Source organism: Spirillospora sp. NPDC127506 (assembly GCF_040302145.1).
GTDB lineage: Bacteria > Actinomycetota > Actinomycetes > Streptosporangiales > Streptosporangiaceae > Spirillospora.
This window is the reverse complement of record NZ_JBEORG010000017.1, coordinates 1-17,173: the sequence shown is the minus strand read 5'-3', so window position 1 is coordinate 17,173 and position 17,173 is coordinate 1. Positions and strand designations below refer to the sequence as shown.

The following is a 17,173-nucleotide window of genomic DNA, read 5'->3' as shown; positions in this document are numbered from 1 at the left end:
CGCCCGCTACCGGCGTCCGATCACTGGGGCGCGTAGTTCATCACGTGGTCGTGCAGGAGCTGCGGCGCCTCCGGGTCGCCGCGGCGGAACGCCTCGATCAGCTCCGCGTGCTCCGCCGACTTGGAGTAGATCTCCGTGTGGTGGAGGCGCAGGGACAGGGTCGTCCACAGCTCGATGCCGAGGCCCTCCCACACCGAGACGAGCAGCCGGTTCCCGGCCGACTCGACGATCTCGCGATGGAACGCGATGCTCAGCCGCAGCTGCTCCTGCAGGTCGCCGTCCCGCGCGGCGCGGGCCAGCCGGTCGTTGCGCTCCTCCAGGGCGTCCACGCAGCCGGCCAGGCTGGGCAGCGCCAGCTCCACGGCGGTCCGCTCCAGCCCGGCGCGGACGGGGAAGATCTCGGCGAGGTCGCGTTCGGTGAAGTCGCGGACGCGGGCGCCGCGGTTCGGCAGCGACTCGATCAGCCGCTGCGCCTCCAGCTGGCGCAGCGCCTCGCGGACCGGCCCCTGGCTGACCCCCAGCTCGGCGGCGATGCGGCGCTCGACGACGCGTTCGCCCGGCTCCCACCGGCCCGAGCTGATGCCCTCCACGATGAACTCCCGGATCTGGTCGGCGAGTCCGGTGCGCAGCAGCTGGGCGGGCGGGTTCACGAAACTCGATCGTAGCGCCACGATGGGTAAGTACCTCGTGATGGGGTAGGCGAATCCTGACTCCGTGGAATATGATCGATCATAGATCAACGATGATCGGGAGTGCTGTGGCGATCCTACGGCGCTGCCCCGGACAGAGGAAGGGTCGCCGATGGCTGAGACCGTCAAGGCCGCTCCGGCGCGAGGCCGGAGAACGCGCGGCGGCAAGGGCGCCGAGCCCGAGGCCGCCGCGGCGCCGCCGAAGGTCCCGGCGGAGGACGCCGAGACGCTCGTCGGCTACTACCGGCAGATGCTGCTGATCAGGCGGTTCGAGGAGCGGGCCGCCCGCGCGTACACCGAGGCGAAGATCGGCGGCTACTGCCACCTGAACCTCGGTGAGGAGGCCACGGTCGTCGGGCTGCTGGCCGCGCTGCGCCCCACCGACTACCTGTTCGCGAACTACCGCGAGCACGGCTACGCGATCGCCAAGGGCATCGGCGCCGACCGCGTCATGGCCGAGCTGTACGGGCGGTCCACCGGCGTGTCCAAGGGGTGGGGCGGGTCGATGCACCTGTTCGACACCGAGACGCGGCTGCTCGGCGGGTACGGCATCGTCGGCGGCCAGCTGCCGCTCGCGACCGGCGCGGCGCTCGCCGTCTCCTACAAGGGCGGCGACGAGGTCGTCATGTGCCAGATGGGCGACGGGACGGCCGCGATCGGTGCGTTCCACGAGTCGCTGAACATCGCGGGCCTGTGGGACCTCCCCATCGTCTTCGTTGTGATCAACAACGGCCTGGGTATGGGCACCAGCGTGGAGAAGTCGTCCGCCGAGCCCGAGCTGTACAAGCGCGGCGCCGCCTACCGCATGGAGAGCGCCCGCGTGGACGGCACCGACGTGGTCGCGGTGCGCGACGCCGCCCGCGCCGCCGTCGAGCGCGCCCGGTCCGAGAGCAAGCCCTACCTGCTGGAGACGCTCAGCCCCCGGCTCAAGGGCCACTCGGTCGTCGACCCGGCCCGCTACCGGAGCAAGGAGGAGAAGGACGCGCTGAAGGCCGCCGACCCCCTCGCCAAGATGGCGCTGGACCTGGAGGAGGCCGGGATCCTCTCCCACGAGGAGCGCGAGCGGCTCGACGAGGAGGTCACGGCCGAGGTCGACGCGGCGGCGAAGTTCGCCGACGAGAGCCCCGAGCCCGAGGTCTCCACGCTGTTCGACTACACCTACGCCACCCCGGTCCCGGGCGACCTCCGCCGGTTCCCCGCCGACCCCGTATTCCGTTCCTGAGAGGCACCCCCATGGCAACCCTGACCTACCGCCAGGCCCTCCGGGACACGCTCCGCGCCGAGATGCTGCGGGACGAGAACGTCTTCCTGATGGGCGAGGAGATCGGGCTCTTCGAGGGTTCCTACAAGATCACCGAAGGGCTGCTGAAGGAGTTCGGGCCGAAGCGGGTCCGCGACACCCCGATCGCCGAGGAGGGGTTCGTCGGCGCCGCGATCGGCGCCGCGATGCTCGGCCTGCGCCCGGTGGTGGAGATCATGACGATCAACTTCTCGCTGCTGGCGCTGGACCAGATCGTCAACCACGCCGCGAAGATCTACGGGATGTTCGGCGGGCAGTCCAGCGTCCCGATGGTGATCCGCACGCCGGGCGGCGGCGGGCAGCAGCTCGGCGCCACGCACTCGCAGAACGTCGAGCTGTTCTACTCGTTCATCCCCGGCCTGAAGGTGATCGCGCCGTCCACGCCGGCCGAGGCGTCCGCGATGCTGAAGGCCGCGATCCGCGACGACGACCCGGTGCTGTTCCTGGAGAACCTCGCGCTCTACAACACCAAGGCCGAGGTGCCCGGCGAGATCGAGGACATCGAGCCCGCCGAGATCGGCCGCGCCGGCGTCACCCGCGAGGGCACCGACATCACGATCATCGGCTACTCCCGGATGGCCCGGGTGGCCGGCGAGGTCGCCGAGAAGCTCGCCGCCGAGGGCGTCTCCGCCGAGGTCGTCGACCTGCGCAGCCTCCGCCCGCTGGACCGGCAGACGATCGTGGAGTCCGTCCGCAAGACGCACTGCGCGGTCGTCGCCGAGGACGACTGGCTCACCTACGGCATCGGCGCCGAGATCGCCGCGACGATCCAGGAGGGCGCGTTCGACTGGCTGGACGCCCCGGTCCGCCGGGTCGCGATGGCCGAGGTGCCGCTCCCCTACGCCAAGTCCCTGGAGTCGGCCGCGCTGCCGTCCGCCGAGTCCCTGCTCACCGCCGTCCGCGACACGCTCCGCGCGACGGGCCGTGCCCTGGAGAACGCGTCATGACCGACATCCTCATGCCCCGCCTCTCCGACACCATGGAGGAGGGCGTCATCAGCTCCTGGCAGAAGAAGCCGGGGGACGAGGTCGCGGTCGGCGACGTGATCGTCGACATCGAGACCGACAAGGCGGTCATGGAGTTCGAGGCCTACGAGGCCGGCGTGCTCGAAGAGATCCTGGTCCCCGAGGGCGAGTCCGCCGCGATCGGCGCGCCGATCGCCCGGATCGCGCCGGCGGGCGGCGCCAAGCAGACCGCCCCGGCGGAACCGGCCGGCGAGCCGGAACCGGAACCGCGGCCGGAGGCCGAGGCCGAGCCCGAGGCCGCCGCACCCGAGAGCGAGCCCGCGGCGGAGCCGGCGTCCGCCGCGCCCGCGGCACGGGCGCCGGAGCGCTCCGCGGCCACCCGCCCGCCGTCGTCGCCGCTCGCGCGGCGGCTGGCCCGCGACCACGGCATCGACCTGGCGACGCTGACCGGCTCGGGTCCGGGCGGGCGCATCGTCCGCGCCGACATCGAGGCCGCGATCCGCGGCGGCGCCCCGGCCAAGGCCCCCGCCGCCCCGGCCGCCGCCCCGGCCGCCGCCGCGCCGTCGGCCCCGCCCGCCCAGGCGCGCGCGGAGGACGCGGACGTCGAGGCCGTCCCGCTCAACCGCTTCCAGAAGGTCGCGGCCAAGCGGCTGTCCGAGAGCAAGCGCGAGGCGCCGCACTTCTACCTGAACCGCGAGGTGGACGCCGAGGCGCTGCTGGCCTTCCGCAAGACGCTGAACGAGGCGCTCGCCCCGGAGAAGGTCAGCGTCAACGACCTGATCGTGAAGGCGGTCGCGACCGCGCTGCGCGAGCACCCGGCGGTGAACGTCTCCTACACCGAGGAGAACCTGCTCTTCCACAAGCGCGTCAACGTGGGCATCGCCGTGGCGGTCGAGGACGGCCTCATCGTCCCGGTCGTCAAGGACGCGGACCGCAAGAGCGTCTCGCAGATCGGCCGGGAGGCGCGCGAGCTCGCCGGCAAGGCCCGGGAGGGCAAGCTGACCCTCAACGAGATGAGCGGCGGCACGTTCAGCGTCAGCAACCTCGGCATGTTCGGCGTCGACTCGTTCTCCGCGGTGATCAACCCGCCGGAGGCCGCGATCCTCGCCGTCGGCGCCGTCCGCGACCAGCCCGTCGTCCGCGACGGCGAGGTCGTCCCCGGCAAGCGCATGGCGGTGACCCTCTCGGTCGACCACCGCGCCACCGACGGCGCCACGGCCGCCCGGTTCCTGGACCACCTGGCCGGGCTCCTGCAGAACCCCCTCCTGATCGTGGCGTAGGGAGCGCCCGGAACGTGACGCGGCCTCCGGCGATGTCGAGCCGGAGGCCGCGTCCATGCGCGTCCCGCCGCGGGGACCGGGAGGCCCGCGCGGACGCGGTCCCTCAGGCGAGCTTGTAGAGGACCGGCATCGCCTGCGTGTCGTTGGCCCGCAGGTTGGCGCGGACGAAGGTGAGGAAGCTCGGCTTCGTGAACTGGTGCACGGCGAAGCGGGCGAGGCCGTGGTCCCAGCGCGCGTGGTTGACCAGCGCGTAGGGGGCGTCCCCGATCGGCTGCAGCAGGGTGGAGTTGTCCAGGCCGGTCTCGGCGGCGTACCAGCCGGCGAGGTGCTCCCACAGCCCCGCGGCGACCTCGGGGTCGTCCGCCTTGAAGTGGTTGAACAGGAACAGGCCCTGGCGGGTCTTGTCGACGTCCCCCATCCGCTTGACGTTGCGGAGCGTCGTGACGCGGACCTTCCCCGCGGCCTCGATGAGCCGCCCGTACTCCGGCGTGTTCCGCACGTCGCCGATCGTCTCGGGCGTGGTCGTCTCGATGAGGACGACGGCGTCGAACCGGGGCGCTCCCGGGATCGGCGGCATCAGCACCGCGCGGTACACGGTGGCCTTCACGACCGCGCCGAGTTCTTCGAGGCGGGCCGCGTGCGCCTTCAGCTCTGCCAGCACCTTGTCGCGGCGGGCGCTGCGCCGGACGAACGGGGCGCGGCCGGGCGGGTCGACGGCGGCTCCGATGTAGACGTAGCCGTACGGGGCCGGTTCGCACAGCGCGGCGCGGGGATATTTCGTGCTCGGGTTGCGGATCGTGACGGTCATCACCGATCCCCCCTCGATCGTTGAATACGTGCTCGTTCCAGCCTGGGTGAGTGCTCACTCAGATGTCAAGTGGCCGTATCCGGCCATCGGGCCGGCGGACCGATCAGATCGGGGCCGGCGCGCGAAGCAGAGGCGGGCATGGCGAAGAGACCGGTCGATCCGGCGTCGCGGCAGACCTGGCCCAGCGCCGATGGAAACGGCGCCGCCGCGGCGGGCATCCGGGGACCGGCAGGGGACTCAGAATGCCGACAGTCCAGACGTCCAGGGCGCGGGTCGCCGCGCTGGCCGCCGCCGCGGGCCTGCTGCTCGCCGGCGGGTTCGCGGGGCTCGCGCCGGAGCCGGGCACCGCGTCCAGCCACCGCGAGGCGCCGCTCATCTCCGGGCAGCCGCAGTACGACAACACCGACGTGTACGCGTTCGTCAGCCCGGACAAGCCGGACACGACGACGCTGGTCGCGAACTTCATCCCGTTCGAGGACCCGGCGGGCGGACCGAACTTCTACAAGTTCGCGCGGGACGCCCGGTACGACCTCAACGTCGACAACGACGGCGACTCGCTCCCGGACCTCACCTACCGGTTCCAGTTCCACGACCGGCTGAAGAACGCGAACACGTTCCTCTACAACACCGGTCCCGTGACGAGCCTCGACGACCCGGACCTCAACTTCACCCAGACCTACGACCTGACGCTGATCCGGCGGGTGGACGGGAACGTGCGCGGCGTCCACAAGCTGGCCGACGACGCGCCGGTCGCGCCGTCCAACGTGGGCAAGGCGTCCATGCCCGACTACGGGACGCTGCGCGCGCAGGCGGTCAAGCGGGCGGGGAACGGCACGCTGTCGTTCGCCGGGCAGGCCGACGACCCGTTCTTCCTCGACCTGCGGGTGTTCGACCTGCTGTACGGGGCGAACCTGAAGGAGGTCGGCAACGACACCCTGAGCGGCTACAACGTCAACACGGTGGCGCTGCAGGTGCCGACGCGGCACCTGGTGAAGGGGCACGACCCGGTCATCGGGGTCAACTCGACGGTCTCGCGGCTCACCGCGTCCGGCGAGTACGTCCAGGTGTCGCGGCTCGGGAGCCCGCTGGTGAACGAAGTGGTCATCCCGCGCGGCAAGAAGGACGCGTTCAACGCGTCCACGCCCTGGCAGGACGCGCAGTTCGCCGGGTTCGTCACCGACCCGGAGCTGCCGAAGCTGATCGAGAAGATCTACAAGATCCCGGCGCCGCCCGGGCCGCGCAACGACCTCGTCCAGGCGTTCCTGACCGGCGTGCCGGGGCTGAACCAGCCGGCGCACGTCCGGCCGGCCGAGCTGCTGCGGCTCAACACCTCCGTCAAGCCGGCCGCGAAGCCGGACCGGCTCGGCGTGCTCGGCGGCGACAACGCCGGCTTCCCGAACGGGCGCCGGCTCACCGACGACGTCGTCGACATCGCGCTCCAGGCCGTCGAGGGCGAGCTGCTCGGTACGAAGAACGACCTCGGCGACGCCGTCAACGCCAACGACGTCGGGTTCGAGAAGACGTTCCCGTACGTCGCGCAGCCGCATTCGGGGTCGGACGTGCGCGGCGCGAGGAAGCCCGCGGCCAAGGCGTCCGGGGCGTCCGGGAAGAGCGGCGGGCGGGTGAACTTCCTCAACGCGGGCGCGGTCGAGGACACCTCCGGCTCCGGCGGCTCCGGGCCGCTGTCCGTGCTGCCGGTCGCGGCGCTGTCGGGCGCGGGCGCGTTCGCGCTGACCTGCGGGCTGCTGTGGTGGCGGCGCCGGCGTCCCGCGGCGGGAGGGCCGGAGAACTGATGCGCCCCCTTCTCACCGGGGTCTCGGCCGCCGGGCTGGTCGCGGCGCTGACGCTCGGATCGGCGGTCGTGCTCGGCCGCCCGTCCGGCGCGCCGGCGGCGGCCCGGCCGGCCGGGGCCCCGGCCTCCGGCGTCGCGGGGCTGCAGGCGCGGCTCCGCGAGCAGCCGCACGACGCGGTCGGCTGGGCCTCGCTGGGCGCCGCCTACGTCGAGCGGGCGCGGGTGACCGGCGACCCGGCCTACTACCCGAAGGCCGGCGAGGTGCTGCGGCGCTCCCTGGCCGAGGAGCCCGGGAACGACGCCGCGCTCGCCGGGCTCGGCGCGCTCGCGGCGGCACGGCACGACTTCCATGGAGCGCTGCGGTACGCGGACCGGGCGCTCGCGGCGAACCCGTACGGGCAGCGGGCCGCCGCCGTCCGGGTGGACGCGCTGGTCGAGCTGGGCCGGTACGGCGGCGCGCTCGCCGCCGCCCGGCGCGCCGACGCCGTCCGCCCCGGCGTCCCGATCTTCACGCGGCTCGCGTACGTGCGGGAGCTGCGCGGCGAGGTGCGGGAGGCGCGCCGCGTGCTGGGGCTGGCGCGCGCGTCCGCCACCGAGCGCGGCGACCTCGCCTACATCGCCGTCCAGCTCGGCGAGCTGGCCTGGAACGACGGCGACCTCGGGCGGGCGGGACGCGAATACGCCGAGGCGCTGCGCCTGTCGCCCGGCCAGCTCGCCGCGCTGGACGGGCGCGCCCGCGTCCGGGCCGCGCGGGGCGACACCGCGGGAGCGCTCACCGACCGGGCCGAGATCGTCCGGCGGCTGCCGCTGCCGCAGCACCTGGCCGAGTACGGCGAGCTGCTGGAGTCCGCGGGACGCCGGGACGAGGCGCGGCGCCAGTACGCGGTCGCGGCGGCGTGGACGCGGATCGCCGAGGCGAACGGCGTGGACGCCGACCTGGAGACCGCCCTGTTCGAGAGCGACCACGGCGACCCGGAGGCCGCGCTGCGGGCCGCGCGGGCCGAGTACGCGCGGCGGTGCCCGGGGCGCGGCGTCCGGCAGTGCAGCGTGCACGCGGCGGACGCGCTGGCCTGGGCGCTGCACGTCAGCGGCCGGGACGCGGAGGCGCTGCGCTACGCGCGGCAGGCGACGGGGACCGGATACCGCCGCGCGCGGTTCCGCTTCCATCTCGGCGTCATCGAGAAGGCGCTCGGCATGCGCGCCGCCGCACGCCGCGACCTGGCCGGGGCGCTGCGCCGCAACCCGCGGTTCTCCCCGCTGTGGGCGCCCCGGGCGAAGGCCGCACTGGACGAGGTGGGAGGCACCCCGTGATCGCCGCCCTGGTCGCCGCCGGGCTGCTCGCCGCGCATCCCCTGGGCAACTTCACCGTCAACCGCTACGACGGGCTCGTCGCGGCCCCGCACGAACTGCGCGTCGACCACGTCGAGGACCTCGCGGAGATCCCGGCCGCGCAGGCCATGGCGGACGTGGACTCCGACGGCGACGGGCGCCCGTCCGCGGCCGAGCTGTCCGATTGGGCGGCCGGATCCTGCCGGCGGGCCGCGTCGTCCATGCGCATCACGGTGGACGGGCGCGCCGTGCCCGCGTCCGCGGCGTCCGCGGCGGCGACGGCGCCGCGCGGGCAGGCGGGGCTGCCGACGCTGCGGCTCGAATGCCGGATCACCGCGCCCGCCGGGCCGGGGGCGATCTCCTTCCGGGACGGCGGCGCGCAAGGCCGCATCGGCTGGCGGGAGATCACCGCGCGGGGCGACCGGATGACGCTGTCGGCGTCCGACGTGCCGGGCTCGTCCCGCAGCCGGCGCCTCACCGCCTACCCGGAGGACATGCTCGCCTCCCCGCCCGACCGGCGGTCGGCCGCCTTCACCGCGCGGCCGGGCGGGCCGCCGCTCACCGACTCCGCGTCCGGCGGCGGGCCTGAGGCGCTGCTGCCGCGCGGCGCCGACGGGCTCACCCGGCGCTTCACGTCCCTGGTGGCCCGGCACGACCTCACGCCCGGGTTCGCGGCCCTGGCGTTCCTGATCGCGCTGGTGCTGGGCGCCCTGCACGCCCTCGCTCCCGGCCACGGAAAGACGATCATGGCGGCGCACGCGATCGGGGACGGGCGCCGCCGCACCCGGGACGTCCTCGCGCTGGGCCTCACGGTCACCCTCACCCACACGGCGGGGGTCCTCGCCCTCGGCCTCCTCGTGACGACCGGGGCGCTCGCCGCCCCGGACGCCCTGTTCCCCTGGTTGGGGGCGGCGGGAGGCGTCCTCGTGACGGCGGCGGGAGGCGTCCTGCTCCGCCGCGCCCTGCGCGACCGCCGCCACGCCCACCACGGACACGGACACGGACACGGGCACGGACACGGGCATGCGCACGGGCACGGACACGGGCACGGACACGGGCACGGGCATGCGCACGGGCATGCGCACGGGCATGCGCACGGGAGTTCGCGGCGCGGCGGGGTCGTGTTGATGGGGCTGGCGGGCGGGATGGTGCCGAGCCCGTCGGCCGTGGTCGTGCTGGTCGGCGGAGCGGCGATCGGGCGGGCGTGGTTCGGGGTCGTGCTCGTCCTCGCGTACGGGCTCGGGCTGGCCGCCGCGCTGGTGGCGGTGGGTCTGCTCGTGGTCGGGTCCGGGCGGGCGCTGCTGCGGCGCATTCCGGCCAGGCGGCTGCGGCTCCCAGGCGGAATGATGCCGATAGGGACGTCCGCGACCGTGGTCGTCCTCGGGCTCGGGCTCACCTTGCGGAGCCTCGTCCCATGAGGTCCGATCCGGGGCCGCGCCCCATGCGCAGTGCCGGAGGGGCGGGCCACCGAGGGGAGCGCGGCATGCCGGCAGAGACCAGGCCGCCGGGCGGCGGCACGGTGTCCGCGCACGACGCCGGCCTGCTGCTCGGCCGGACGGCGCGCGGCGACGAGCGCGCGTTCGAGCTGCTCTACGACGTGGCCGCGGCGCCCGTGCACGGTCTCGCGCGGCGGGTCGTGCGCGACCCGGCGATGGCGGAGGAGGTGACGCAGGAGGTGATGATCGAGGTGTGGCGGTCCGCGGCCCGGTACGACCCGGAGCGCGGCGGCGCCATGGCGTGGATCATGACGATCGCGCACCGCCGGGCCGTCGACCGGGTGCGGCGCGAGCAGAGCGCGGGCGCCCGCGAGGCCCGGGCGGCCCACGCGGGGGCGGGCGGCCCGCACGATCCGGTGGCCGAGCGGGTCGAGGCGCGGCTGGAGCACGAGCGGGTGCGGCGCTGCCTGGGGGCGCTGACGCGGCTCCAGCGCGAGTCGGTGACGCTCGCCTACTACGGCGGCCACTCCTACCGCGAGGTGGCCGAGCTGGTCGGGGCGCCGCCGAACACGGTGCGGACCCGGATGCGGGACGGCCTGATCCGCCTGCGCGACTGCCTGGGGGTGGCACGGTGACCGAGGATCCGCACACCCTCGCCGGCGCGTACGCGCTCGACGCGATCGACGACGCCGAGGAGCGGCGGCTGTTCGAGGCGCACCTCGCCGGGTGCGAGACGTGCGCGGCCGAGCTGCGCGAGTTCCGGGCGACGGCGGCGCGGCTGGGCATGGCGGCCGCCGAGCCCCCGCCGCCGCGGCTGCGCGGGCGGGTGCTGGCCGACATCCGGAACGTGCGGCAGCTTCCGCCGCGGACCGCCCGGGACGGCGCCGGCGTGCGCCCGATCCGGCCGCGGCGGTGGCGGCGCGCGGTCGCCGCGGGGCTGGCGGCCGCCGCGTGCCTGGTGACGGCCGCGTCGGTCGGGGTCGCGGTCCGCGAGCGGCAGCGGGTGGAGCGCACGGAGGCCGCGTACCGGGACGTCGCGTCGGTCCTGTCGGCGCCGGACGCGCGGGCGGCGACGGGCCGCGCCGCGGGCGGCGGGACCGTGACGGTCGTCGCGTCCGCGTCGCTGGGCCGGGTGGTCGTCGCGTCGTCCGGGCTGCGGGCGCTGCCGCCGTCGCAGGCGTACCAGCTGTGGCTGATCGACGCGGGCGGCCCGCGCTCGGCGGGGCTGCTTCCCGAGGACCGGACGCGCCCGGTCGTCGCCGGGACGTGGCGTCCGTCCGACAAGGTGGGCGTCACCGTCGAGCCGGCCGGGGGCTCCGCGCGCCCGACGACGGCGCCGCTGGTCCTGCTGAGCCCCGCCTGACCACTTGTCGTCGCTCTGACGATATGTGATCATTGCCGCATGTCGGTGCATGTCCCGCTGGGCCCGCTGCTCGATCCCGCCTTCCACGTCGGGTCGGTCCCCACGACCTGGGCGGAGCTGCTCGGCTTCGCGACGGGCGCGGTGAACGTCTGGCTCGTCGTCCGGCAGAACATCCTGAACTGGCCGATCGGCATCGCGAACGTGATCCTGCTCGGGCTGGTGTTCCTGGACGGCGGCCTCTACGCCGACTCCGGGCTCCAGGTCGTCTACGTGGCACTCCAGGCGTACGGGTGGTGGGTGTGGCTGTACGGCGGGGACGGCCGGGACGCGCTCCCGGTGCGGCGGACGCGGCCCGCCGAATGGGCGGCGCTCGCCGCGGCGGGCGCGGCCGGGACCGCCTTCCTGACCTGGGCGCTGTCCGTCTGGACGGACTCGACCGTGCCGTTCTGGGACGCCCTCACCACCGCGATCTCGCTCATGGCCACCTACGGGCAGTCGCGGAAGCTGCTGGAGTCGTGGTGGCTGTGGATCACCGCCGACCTGGTCTACATCCCGCTGTACTTCTACAAGGACCTGAAGCTGACGAGCGTCCTGTACGTCATCTTCCTGACGCTGTGCGTCTTCGGGCTGCTGGCGTGGCGCCGCGACCTGCGGGCCCGGGCCGGCGCACCGGCGGTCGCGGCCGCGTGAGGTACGCGCACGGCCTGGTGATCGGCAAGTTCTATCCGCCGCACGCCGGGCACCACCACCTGATCGACACCGCGGCGGAGGCGTGCGCCCGGGTCAGCGTGGTCGTCGCGGCCTCCACCGTGGAGAGCATCCCGCTCGCGCTGCGCACGGCGTGGCTGCGCGAGGTGCACCGGCAGCCGCACGTCGAGGTCTTCCCGGCGGTGGACGACGCGGAGATGGACTTCGAGTCCGACGAGATCTGGGCGGCGCACGTCGCGGCGTTCCGGGCGGGCCTCGCGATGCGGTCGGGCCTCGGGGTGCCCGTCCCGCCGGTCGACGCGGTGTTCACGTCGGAGGCGTACGGGCCGGAGCTGGCCGGACGCTTCTCCGCCGCCCACGTGGCGGTCGATCCGCCGCGCGACCGCTTCCCGGTCAGCGGCACGGCCGTCCGGGAGGACCCGGTGGCGAACTGGGAGTTCCTGTCGCCGCCCGTGCGGGCGTACCTGGCGCGGCGGGTCGCGGTGGTCGGCGCCGAGTCGACCGGGACGACGACGCTGGCCCGCGCGCTGGCCGCGCACTACGCGGCGAAGGGCGGCGTGTGGGCCGCGACCCGGTGGGTGCCCGAGTACGGCCGGACCTACACCGAGGAGAAGCTGGCCGCCGCCCGGCGCGCCGCCGGCGACCCGTCGCTGTGGCTGGACGACCTGGTGTGGGAGCCGGCGGAGTTCCTCCGGATCGCCGAGCGTCACGCGGCCCTGGAGGACGCGGCGGCGAGGTCGGGGTCGCCGCTCCTGGTCTGCGACACCGACGCGTTCGCCACCGCCGTCTGGCACGAGCGCTATGTCGGGACTCCGGCGCCCGAGGTGGAGGCCGTCCACGAGCGCGTCCCGCACCATCTGTGGATCCTGACGTCGCCGGAGGGCGTCCCGTTCGAGCAGGACGGCTGGCGCGACGGCGAGTCGATCCGGCCGTGGATGACGGGCCGCCTCCGGGAGGAGCTCGCGAAGCGGGACCTGCCGCACATCACGGTGGCAGGCCCGCACGAGCACCGCCTGGCCGCCGCCGTCGCGGCGACCGACGCCTTGCTGGCCGGGGGCTGGACCTTCAGCGAACCGCTGAAACCCTAGCCCGCGGGCCCCCGTCACTCGACCAGCAGGAGTTCGGTGACGTAGAACTCCCGGATGTCGGCGACCACCAGGTATTCGGCGATCCCCCGCACGCCGTCCTTGAGGGAGAAGGAGTAGTGGACGCCGGCGGTGTCCAGCGGCAGCCCCGGGGGCGGGAGCCCGGCGTCGATCGCCTCGCCGCCGCGCTTCGCCAGGTCGCAGAGCTGCCGGTCGACGGCGTGCTCCACCCGCTTCGGCATGGCCAGAAGGACGTTGACCACCTTCTCGGTGCAGAAGACGGTCCATCCGCGACCATGGACGGTCACCCGGCGTCCTCGCGGCGTTGCAGCCTGCGCTGGACCTCCGAGAGCGGCACCAGGTCGCGGCCCGCCCGCGCGTCGGCGAGCCGCTTTTCGCGGCCCGGGTCCTGGGCGAGCACGGCCTGCCCCCACCAGACGAGCATCACCTCGTCGAGGTCGGCGTCGGACTCGGCGGCCTCGACCTGCTCGACGAACAGCGCGCGCTTGTCTTCGGGCAGCCGCTCGCCGATGCCCTCGACCGTCCGCGGGACCTCGCCGCCGGGACCGGGGAACGGCGGGGAGGGCTCCAGCGGTTCTGCGCTCATGTCGCTCCCGTCCGTCGTGTCCGTCCCCGCTCACCCGTACATCCGGGACCCTACAACCGCCCGCCGACAGGACGGCGGATCATGTCGCGCGGCGCGGCGCCGCACTCGCCGCGCCGCGGTCGAGGCGGAAGAGGTCCTCGTCGATCCGGTCGAGGGCGAGCCGGACGGCGCCGAGGCCCACCGACTCGTCCCCGAGCCGGGAGCTCTCGATCCGGACGGGCGCCGGGCACAGCGGCCGCACCCGGCGCCGCAGCTCCGCGACCAGCGGGCCGCCGGAGCGGGCCAGCGGACCGCCCACGATGATCATCTCGGGGTCGAGCGCGAGGGCCATCGCCGCGACGCCCCGCGCCATCCGCGCGGCGAGCGCGTTCACCAGGGCCGCCGCCTCGGCGTCGCCGCCGGCCGCCGCGTCCAGGACGCGGGCCGCCCGGTCCAGCGAGGCGTCCCCGGCCAGCGCCGCCGCGGTGTCGCGCAGCCCCATCTCGGGCAGCATCCCGATCTCCCCGGCGGCGCCCCAGCGGCCCCGGTGCAGGCGCCCGCCGATCAGCGCGCCCGTCCCGGTGTGCAGCGCGGCGTACACGCACACGACGTCGTCGGCGTCGCGGGCGGCGCCGCGCCACCGCTCGGCCAGCGCGGCGAGGTTCGCGTCGTTCTCCACCAGGACGGGGCAGCGGAACGAGCGGCCCAGCTCGCGCGCCAGCCGGACGCCCTCCCAGCCGGGCACGGCGGTGCAGGACGTGACCGTCCCGTCCGGCGCGACCACGCCGGGGGTGCCGGCCCCGACCGCCCACAGCGACCGCCGGGGTATCCGCACCGCGCCGAGGCACGCGCTGACCGCCGCGCGCACCGCCGCGATCCGCTCTCCGGGCGTGGCGCGGACGTCCAGCGCGGCGCCGTGCCCGCCGACGACCTCGCCGGTGAGGTCCGCGACCAGCAGCCGCACCCGGTGCGCGTCGATGTCGATGCCGAGGGCGTGCCCGGCCTCGGCGCGGAACCGGTAGCGGCGGGCGGGGCGGCCGATCCCGGCGCCGGGACGCGGGGCGCCCTCGGCGACCAGCCCGCGGCGGATCAGCTCCCCCAGCACGCCCTCGGTCGTGGGCCGGGACAGCCCGACCCGCCCGGCCAGTTCGGAGAGCGTCGCCTCGCCGCAGTCGCGCAGCTCCCGCAGCGTCGCGGCCGAGTTGAGGCGGCGGAGCACGGACGGGTCTCCCCCGTGCAGCGGATGTTGCGACACGGCACCTCTCGACGCGATCGACCACGCTTGCGTTATGCCGTGCGCGACTCGGCAGCGCCAACGATAGCCAGGTCAGCGCGGGTGATCGAGACCGCGGGCGGCTCCGCGCGCCCGATGGCCGGAGCCGGACCGCCGGTCAGTCGTCGTCGTAGGTGAGGCCGTAGCCGAACGGGAACAGGGGCTTCTTGCCGTCGCCCTTGTTGATCGGCTCCTGGTCGCTGCTCCGCATCCACGTCACCGGCAGCCTGCCCCGGGGGTCGGCGTCTCCGTACAGGACGTCCGCGACGCCCGCCCCCTCCGTGCCGGGCAGCCAGGCCGCGACGAGCGCGTCCCATCCGGGCAGTTGCCCGGCGATGTCGAGCGGGCGGCCCGACACCAGCACCACGATCAGCGGGACGCCGGCGGCCTTCAGCCGGTCGATGGTCTTCAGGTCGGTGTCGTCCAGCTTCAGGTCGCCGGTCCGGTCGCCGTGGTACTCGGCGTACGGGGTCTCCCCCACCACGGCGATCGCCGCGTCGTAGGACGAGTCGATGCCGGTGCCGTCCTTGCTGTAGGTGACGGTCGCGTCCGGGTCGGCGGCCTTGCGGATGCCGTCCAGGATCGTCGTGCCCGGCGTGATCGGGCCGGGCTCGCCCTGCCAGGTGATCGTCCACCCGCCGGACTGCATGCCGATGTCGTCGGCGCTGCGGCCGGCGACGAACACCTTGTCGTCGTCGTCGAGCGGGAGGACGCCGTCGTCGTTCTTCAGCAGCACCTGCGACTCGGCGACCGCCCGCCGCGCCAGCTTCCGGTGCGCGGCGTCGCCGATCGTCTTCAGGTGGCCGCGGTCGGCCAGCGGCTTCTCGAACAGGCCCAGCTCGAACTTCTTCGTCAGGATGCGGCGGTTCGCGTCGTCGATGCGGGACATGGGGACGGCGCCGTCCTTCACCCCGTCCCGCAGGTAGTCGATGAACCGGCGCCACTCGGCCGGCACCATCACCATGTCGATCCCGGCGTTGACCGCGGCCGCGACCTCGTCCTTGGTGAACCCGCGCTTCCCGTCGATCTCGTCGATGCCGTTGTAGTCGGACACGACGAACCCCTTGAAGCCCAGCTCGCCCTTCAGCACGTCCGTGATCAGGTAGCGGTTCCGGTGCATCTTCAGCCCGTTCCACGAGCTGTAGGAGATCATCACCGCGCCGACGCCGCGCTTCACGGCCGCGGCGAACGGCGGCAGATGCACCGCGCGCAGCTCCCTCTCCGAGATCTTCGCGTCGCCCCGGTCGTCGCCGCCCTCGGTTCCGCCGTCCCCCACGTAGTGCTTCGCCGTGGCCAGGACGGACGTGGGGCCGCCCAGCTCGTCCCCCTGCAGCCCGTCGATGATCGTCGTCATCATCGACGGCAGCTCGGGCACCTCGCCGAACGACTCGTACGTCCGCCCCCACCGGTCATTGCGGGCGACGCACACGCACGGCGCGAAGTTCCAGTCGACGCCCGTCCCGGCCATCTCCTCCGCGGTCGCGGCGCCGATCTCGCGCACCAGCGCGGGGTCGCGGGTCGCGCCGAGCCCGATGTCGTGCGGGAAGATCGTCGCGCCGACCATGTTGTTGTCGCCGTGCACCGCGTCCACCCCGTACATGATCGGGATGTGCAGCGGCCCGGCGAGCGCGGCCCGCTGGAAGCCGTCGTACATGTCCGCCCAGCCGTCCGGGGTGTTGGGGTCGGGCGCCGACCCGCCGCTGGACAGCACCGACCCGATCCGGTACCGGGTGATCTCGGCCGGGGTGACGTACCTGCGCTCCGGCTGCGTCATCTGGCCGAGCTTGTCGTCCAGGCTCATCCGGTCGAGCAGGTCGTCGACCCGGTCCTCGACGGACAGGTGCGGGTCCAGGTAGGGGGCGGGGCCGGGGTCCGCCCGGACCGGCCCGCCGTAGGCGGCGAGCACCAGCGCCGCCAGCAGGCCGAGGGCCGGCAGCCGGTACCGCGTCGGGTGCAGGGAGGAGGTGTGCATGCGGAAGGCTTTTCCAGCGTTGATCAAACGCAACGCAACCGGAAATCAGCGCATGGGCAATATCTGCCGCGCAGCACAGGACAAAGGGCCCTCGATCGGGATCGAACCGACACCTCCAGGACCACAACCTGGCGTGCAGACCACTACACCACGAAGGCCGTGTCTCCGGCAGGAATCGAACCTGCGGCCTCCGGGTCCGCAACCCGGCGCGCTCTCCACTGCGCCACGGAGACTTGTCATCGCGTGCCAGGTGCAGGAATCGAACCTGCCTCCTGCGGGTTATGAATCCGCCGGACACACCAGCGTCCTCACCTGGCGCGGAGGGTGCGAGATTCGAACTCGCGCAGGGATGACCCTGACCACGGCTTAGCGGGCCGCTGCCTTTCCACTCGGCCAACCCTCCGGGAATGCAAAAAGACCGCCCGAGATCTCGGGCGGCCTGCGTCAGGACGTGCTGCTCACGTCTCCCGACGGCACCCGAGACCGGAAAGGGGCTCTTCACGATCGAGGGTGTAGTTGCGGTTTGAAGCCGCCGGTCTCGAGTAGTGATCTGGCGATGTAGTTGGTCAGGTTGCGGAACCCCAGTG

The 17,173-nt window shown here is 74.2% G+C and carries 16 protein-coding genes and 4 tRNA genes; 10 read left to right on the top strand and 10 right to left on the bottom strand.

Features of this window, described 5'->3' with window-relative positions:
- Positions 1–20: 20 nt before the first annotated feature.
- Positions 21–650: a GntR family transcriptional regulator gene (locus ABTW95_RS17755; RefSeq protein ID WP_396445318.1), complete on the bottom strand. Its 630-nt coding sequence runs from the start codon at positions 648–650 to the stop codon at positions 21–23.
- A gap of 151 nt (positions 651–801) precedes the next feature.
- Here ABTW95_RS17755 and pdhA point away from each other — a divergent pair, with 151 nt between their 5' ends.
- Genes pdhA through ABTW95_RS17740 form a run of 3 tightly spaced genes read left to right on the top strand, consistent with a single transcriptional unit; the run spans position 802 to position 4,234 of the window.
- Entirely contained in the window at positions 802–1,911 is a 1,110-nt protein-coding gene (pdhA, locus tag ABTW95_RS17750; RefSeq protein ID WP_396445317.1) for a pyruvate dehydrogenase (acetyl-transferring) E1 component subunit alpha, read from the top strand.
- 11 nt (positions 1,912–1,922) lie between these two features.
- Entirely contained in the window at positions 1,923–2,936 is a 1,014-nt protein-coding gene (locus ABTW95_RS17745) for an alpha-ketoacid dehydrogenase subunit beta (protein WP_396445316.1), read from the top strand.
- On the top strand, positions 2,933–4,234 hold the full coding sequence (locus tag ABTW95_RS17740) for a dihydrolipoamide acetyltransferase family protein (RefSeq protein ID WP_396453708.1): 1,302 nt from the start codon (positions 2,933–2,935) through the stop codon (positions 4,232–4,234). Before ABTW95_RS17745 ends, ABTW95_RS17740 begins: the two co-directional genes overlap by 4 nt.
- A gap of 103 nt (positions 4,235–4,337) precedes the next feature.
- On the opposite strand, the gene ABTW95_RS17735 is transcribed toward ABTW95_RS17740, so the two are convergent.
- Positions 4,338–5,042, bottom strand: a complete 705-nt coding sequence (locus tag ABTW95_RS17735) for a hypothetical protein (RefSeq protein WP_500226828.1) — start codon at positions 5,040–5,042, stop codon at positions 4,338–4,340.
- A 242-nt stretch (positions 5,043–5,284) separates the two neighbouring features.
- On the opposite strand from ABTW95_RS17735, the gene ABTW95_RS17730 reads away from it, so the two are divergent.
- The 7 genes from ABTW95_RS17730 to ABTW95_RS17700 all read left to right on the top strand — a co-directional run bounded on the left by ABTW95_RS17730 (position 5,285) and on the right by ABTW95_RS17700 (position 12,758).
- On the top strand, positions 5,285–6,835 hold the full coding sequence (locus tag ABTW95_RS17730; protein WP_396447173.1) for a DUF4331 domain-containing protein: 1,551 nt from the start codon (positions 5,285–5,287) through the stop codon (positions 6,833–6,835).
- Positions 6,835–8,145, top strand: a complete 1,311-nt coding sequence (locus ABTW95_RS17725; RefSeq protein ID WP_500226827.1) for a tetratricopeptide repeat protein — start codon at positions 6,835–6,837, stop codon at positions 8,143–8,145. Before ABTW95_RS17730 ends, ABTW95_RS17725 begins: the two co-directional genes overlap by 1 nt.
- Positions 8,142–9,581 carry a High-affinity nickel-transporter gene (locus ABTW95_RS17720; protein ID WP_500226826.1) on the top strand — a complete coding sequence of 480 codons (1,440 nt, stop codon included), beginning with the start codon at positions 8,142–8,144 and terminating at the stop codon, positions 9,579–9,581. The genes ABTW95_RS17725 and ABTW95_RS17720 overlap by 4 nt, the downstream gene beginning before the upstream one ends.
- 65 nt (positions 9,582–9,646) lie before the next feature.
- Entirely contained in the window at positions 9,647–10,234 is a 588-nt protein-coding gene (gene sigK, locus ABTW95_RS17715; RefSeq protein ID WP_396447170.1) for an ECF RNA polymerase sigma factor SigK, read from the top strand.
- Positions 10,231–10,962, top strand: a complete 732-nt coding sequence (locus tag ABTW95_RS17710; protein WP_396447169.1) for an anti-sigma factor — start codon at positions 10,231–10,233, stop codon at positions 10,960–10,962. The genes sigK and ABTW95_RS17710 overlap by 4 nt, the downstream gene beginning before the upstream one ends.
- A 39-nt stretch (positions 10,963–11,001) precedes the next feature.
- Positions 11,002–11,652 (top strand): nicotinamide riboside transporter PnuC, encoded by a 651-nt coding sequence (gene pnuC / locus ABTW95_RS17705; RefSeq protein WP_396447168.1) that lies wholly within the window; start codon positions 11,002–11,004, stop codon positions 11,650–11,652.
- Entirely contained in the window at positions 11,649–12,758 is a 1,110-nt protein-coding gene (locus tag ABTW95_RS17700; RefSeq protein WP_396447166.1) for an AAA family ATPase, read from the top strand. The genes pnuC and ABTW95_RS17700 overlap by 4 nt, the downstream gene beginning before the upstream one ends.
- Positions 12,759–12,772: 14 nt before the next feature.
- Here ABTW95_RS17700 and ABTW95_RS17695 read toward each other — a convergent pair whose 3' ends face one another.
- The 8 genes from ABTW95_RS17695 to ABTW95_RS17660 form a co-directional block, all read right to left on the bottom strand.
- Complete coding sequence (locus ABTW95_RS17695) at positions 12,773–13,063, bottom strand: hypothetical protein (protein ID WP_500226825.1); 291 nt, start codon at positions 13,061–13,063, stop codon at positions 12,773–12,775.
- Complete coding sequence (locus ABTW95_RS17690) at positions 13,060–13,362, bottom strand: hypothetical protein (RefSeq protein WP_396447163.1); 303 nt, start codon at positions 13,360–13,362, stop codon at positions 13,060–13,062. The genes ABTW95_RS17695 and ABTW95_RS17690 overlap by 4 nt, the downstream gene beginning before the upstream one ends.
- Before the next feature lie 79 nt (positions 13,363–13,441).
- Entirely contained in the window at positions 13,442–14,596 is a 1,155-nt protein-coding gene (locus tag ABTW95_RS17685; protein ID WP_500226824.1) for an ROK family protein, read from the bottom strand.
- A gap of 136 nt (positions 14,597–14,732) precedes the next feature.
- Positions 14,733–16,586 carry a glycoside hydrolase family 3 protein gene (locus tag ABTW95_RS17680; RefSeq protein WP_500226823.1) on the bottom strand — a complete coding sequence of 618 codons (1,854 nt, stop codon included), beginning with the start codon at positions 16,584–16,586 and terminating at the stop codon, positions 14,733–14,735.
- Positions 16,587–16,672: 86 nt separating this feature from the next.
- Positions 16,673–16,744: transfer RNA gene (locus ABTW95_RS17675), tRNA-His, on the bottom strand.
- Between the two features lie 2 nt (positions 16,745–16,746).
- Positions 16,747–16,819 (bottom strand) — tRNA-Arg (locus tag ABTW95_RS17670).
- An 11-nt stretch (positions 16,820–16,830) separates the two neighbouring features.
- A tRNA-Met gene (locus ABTW95_RS17665) sits at positions 16,831–16,903 on the bottom strand.
- A 1-nt stretch (position 16,904) separates the two neighbouring features.
- A tRNA-Ser gene (locus tag ABTW95_RS17660) sits at positions 16,905–16,989 on the bottom strand.
- Positions 16,990–17,173: the final 184 nt, after the last annotated feature.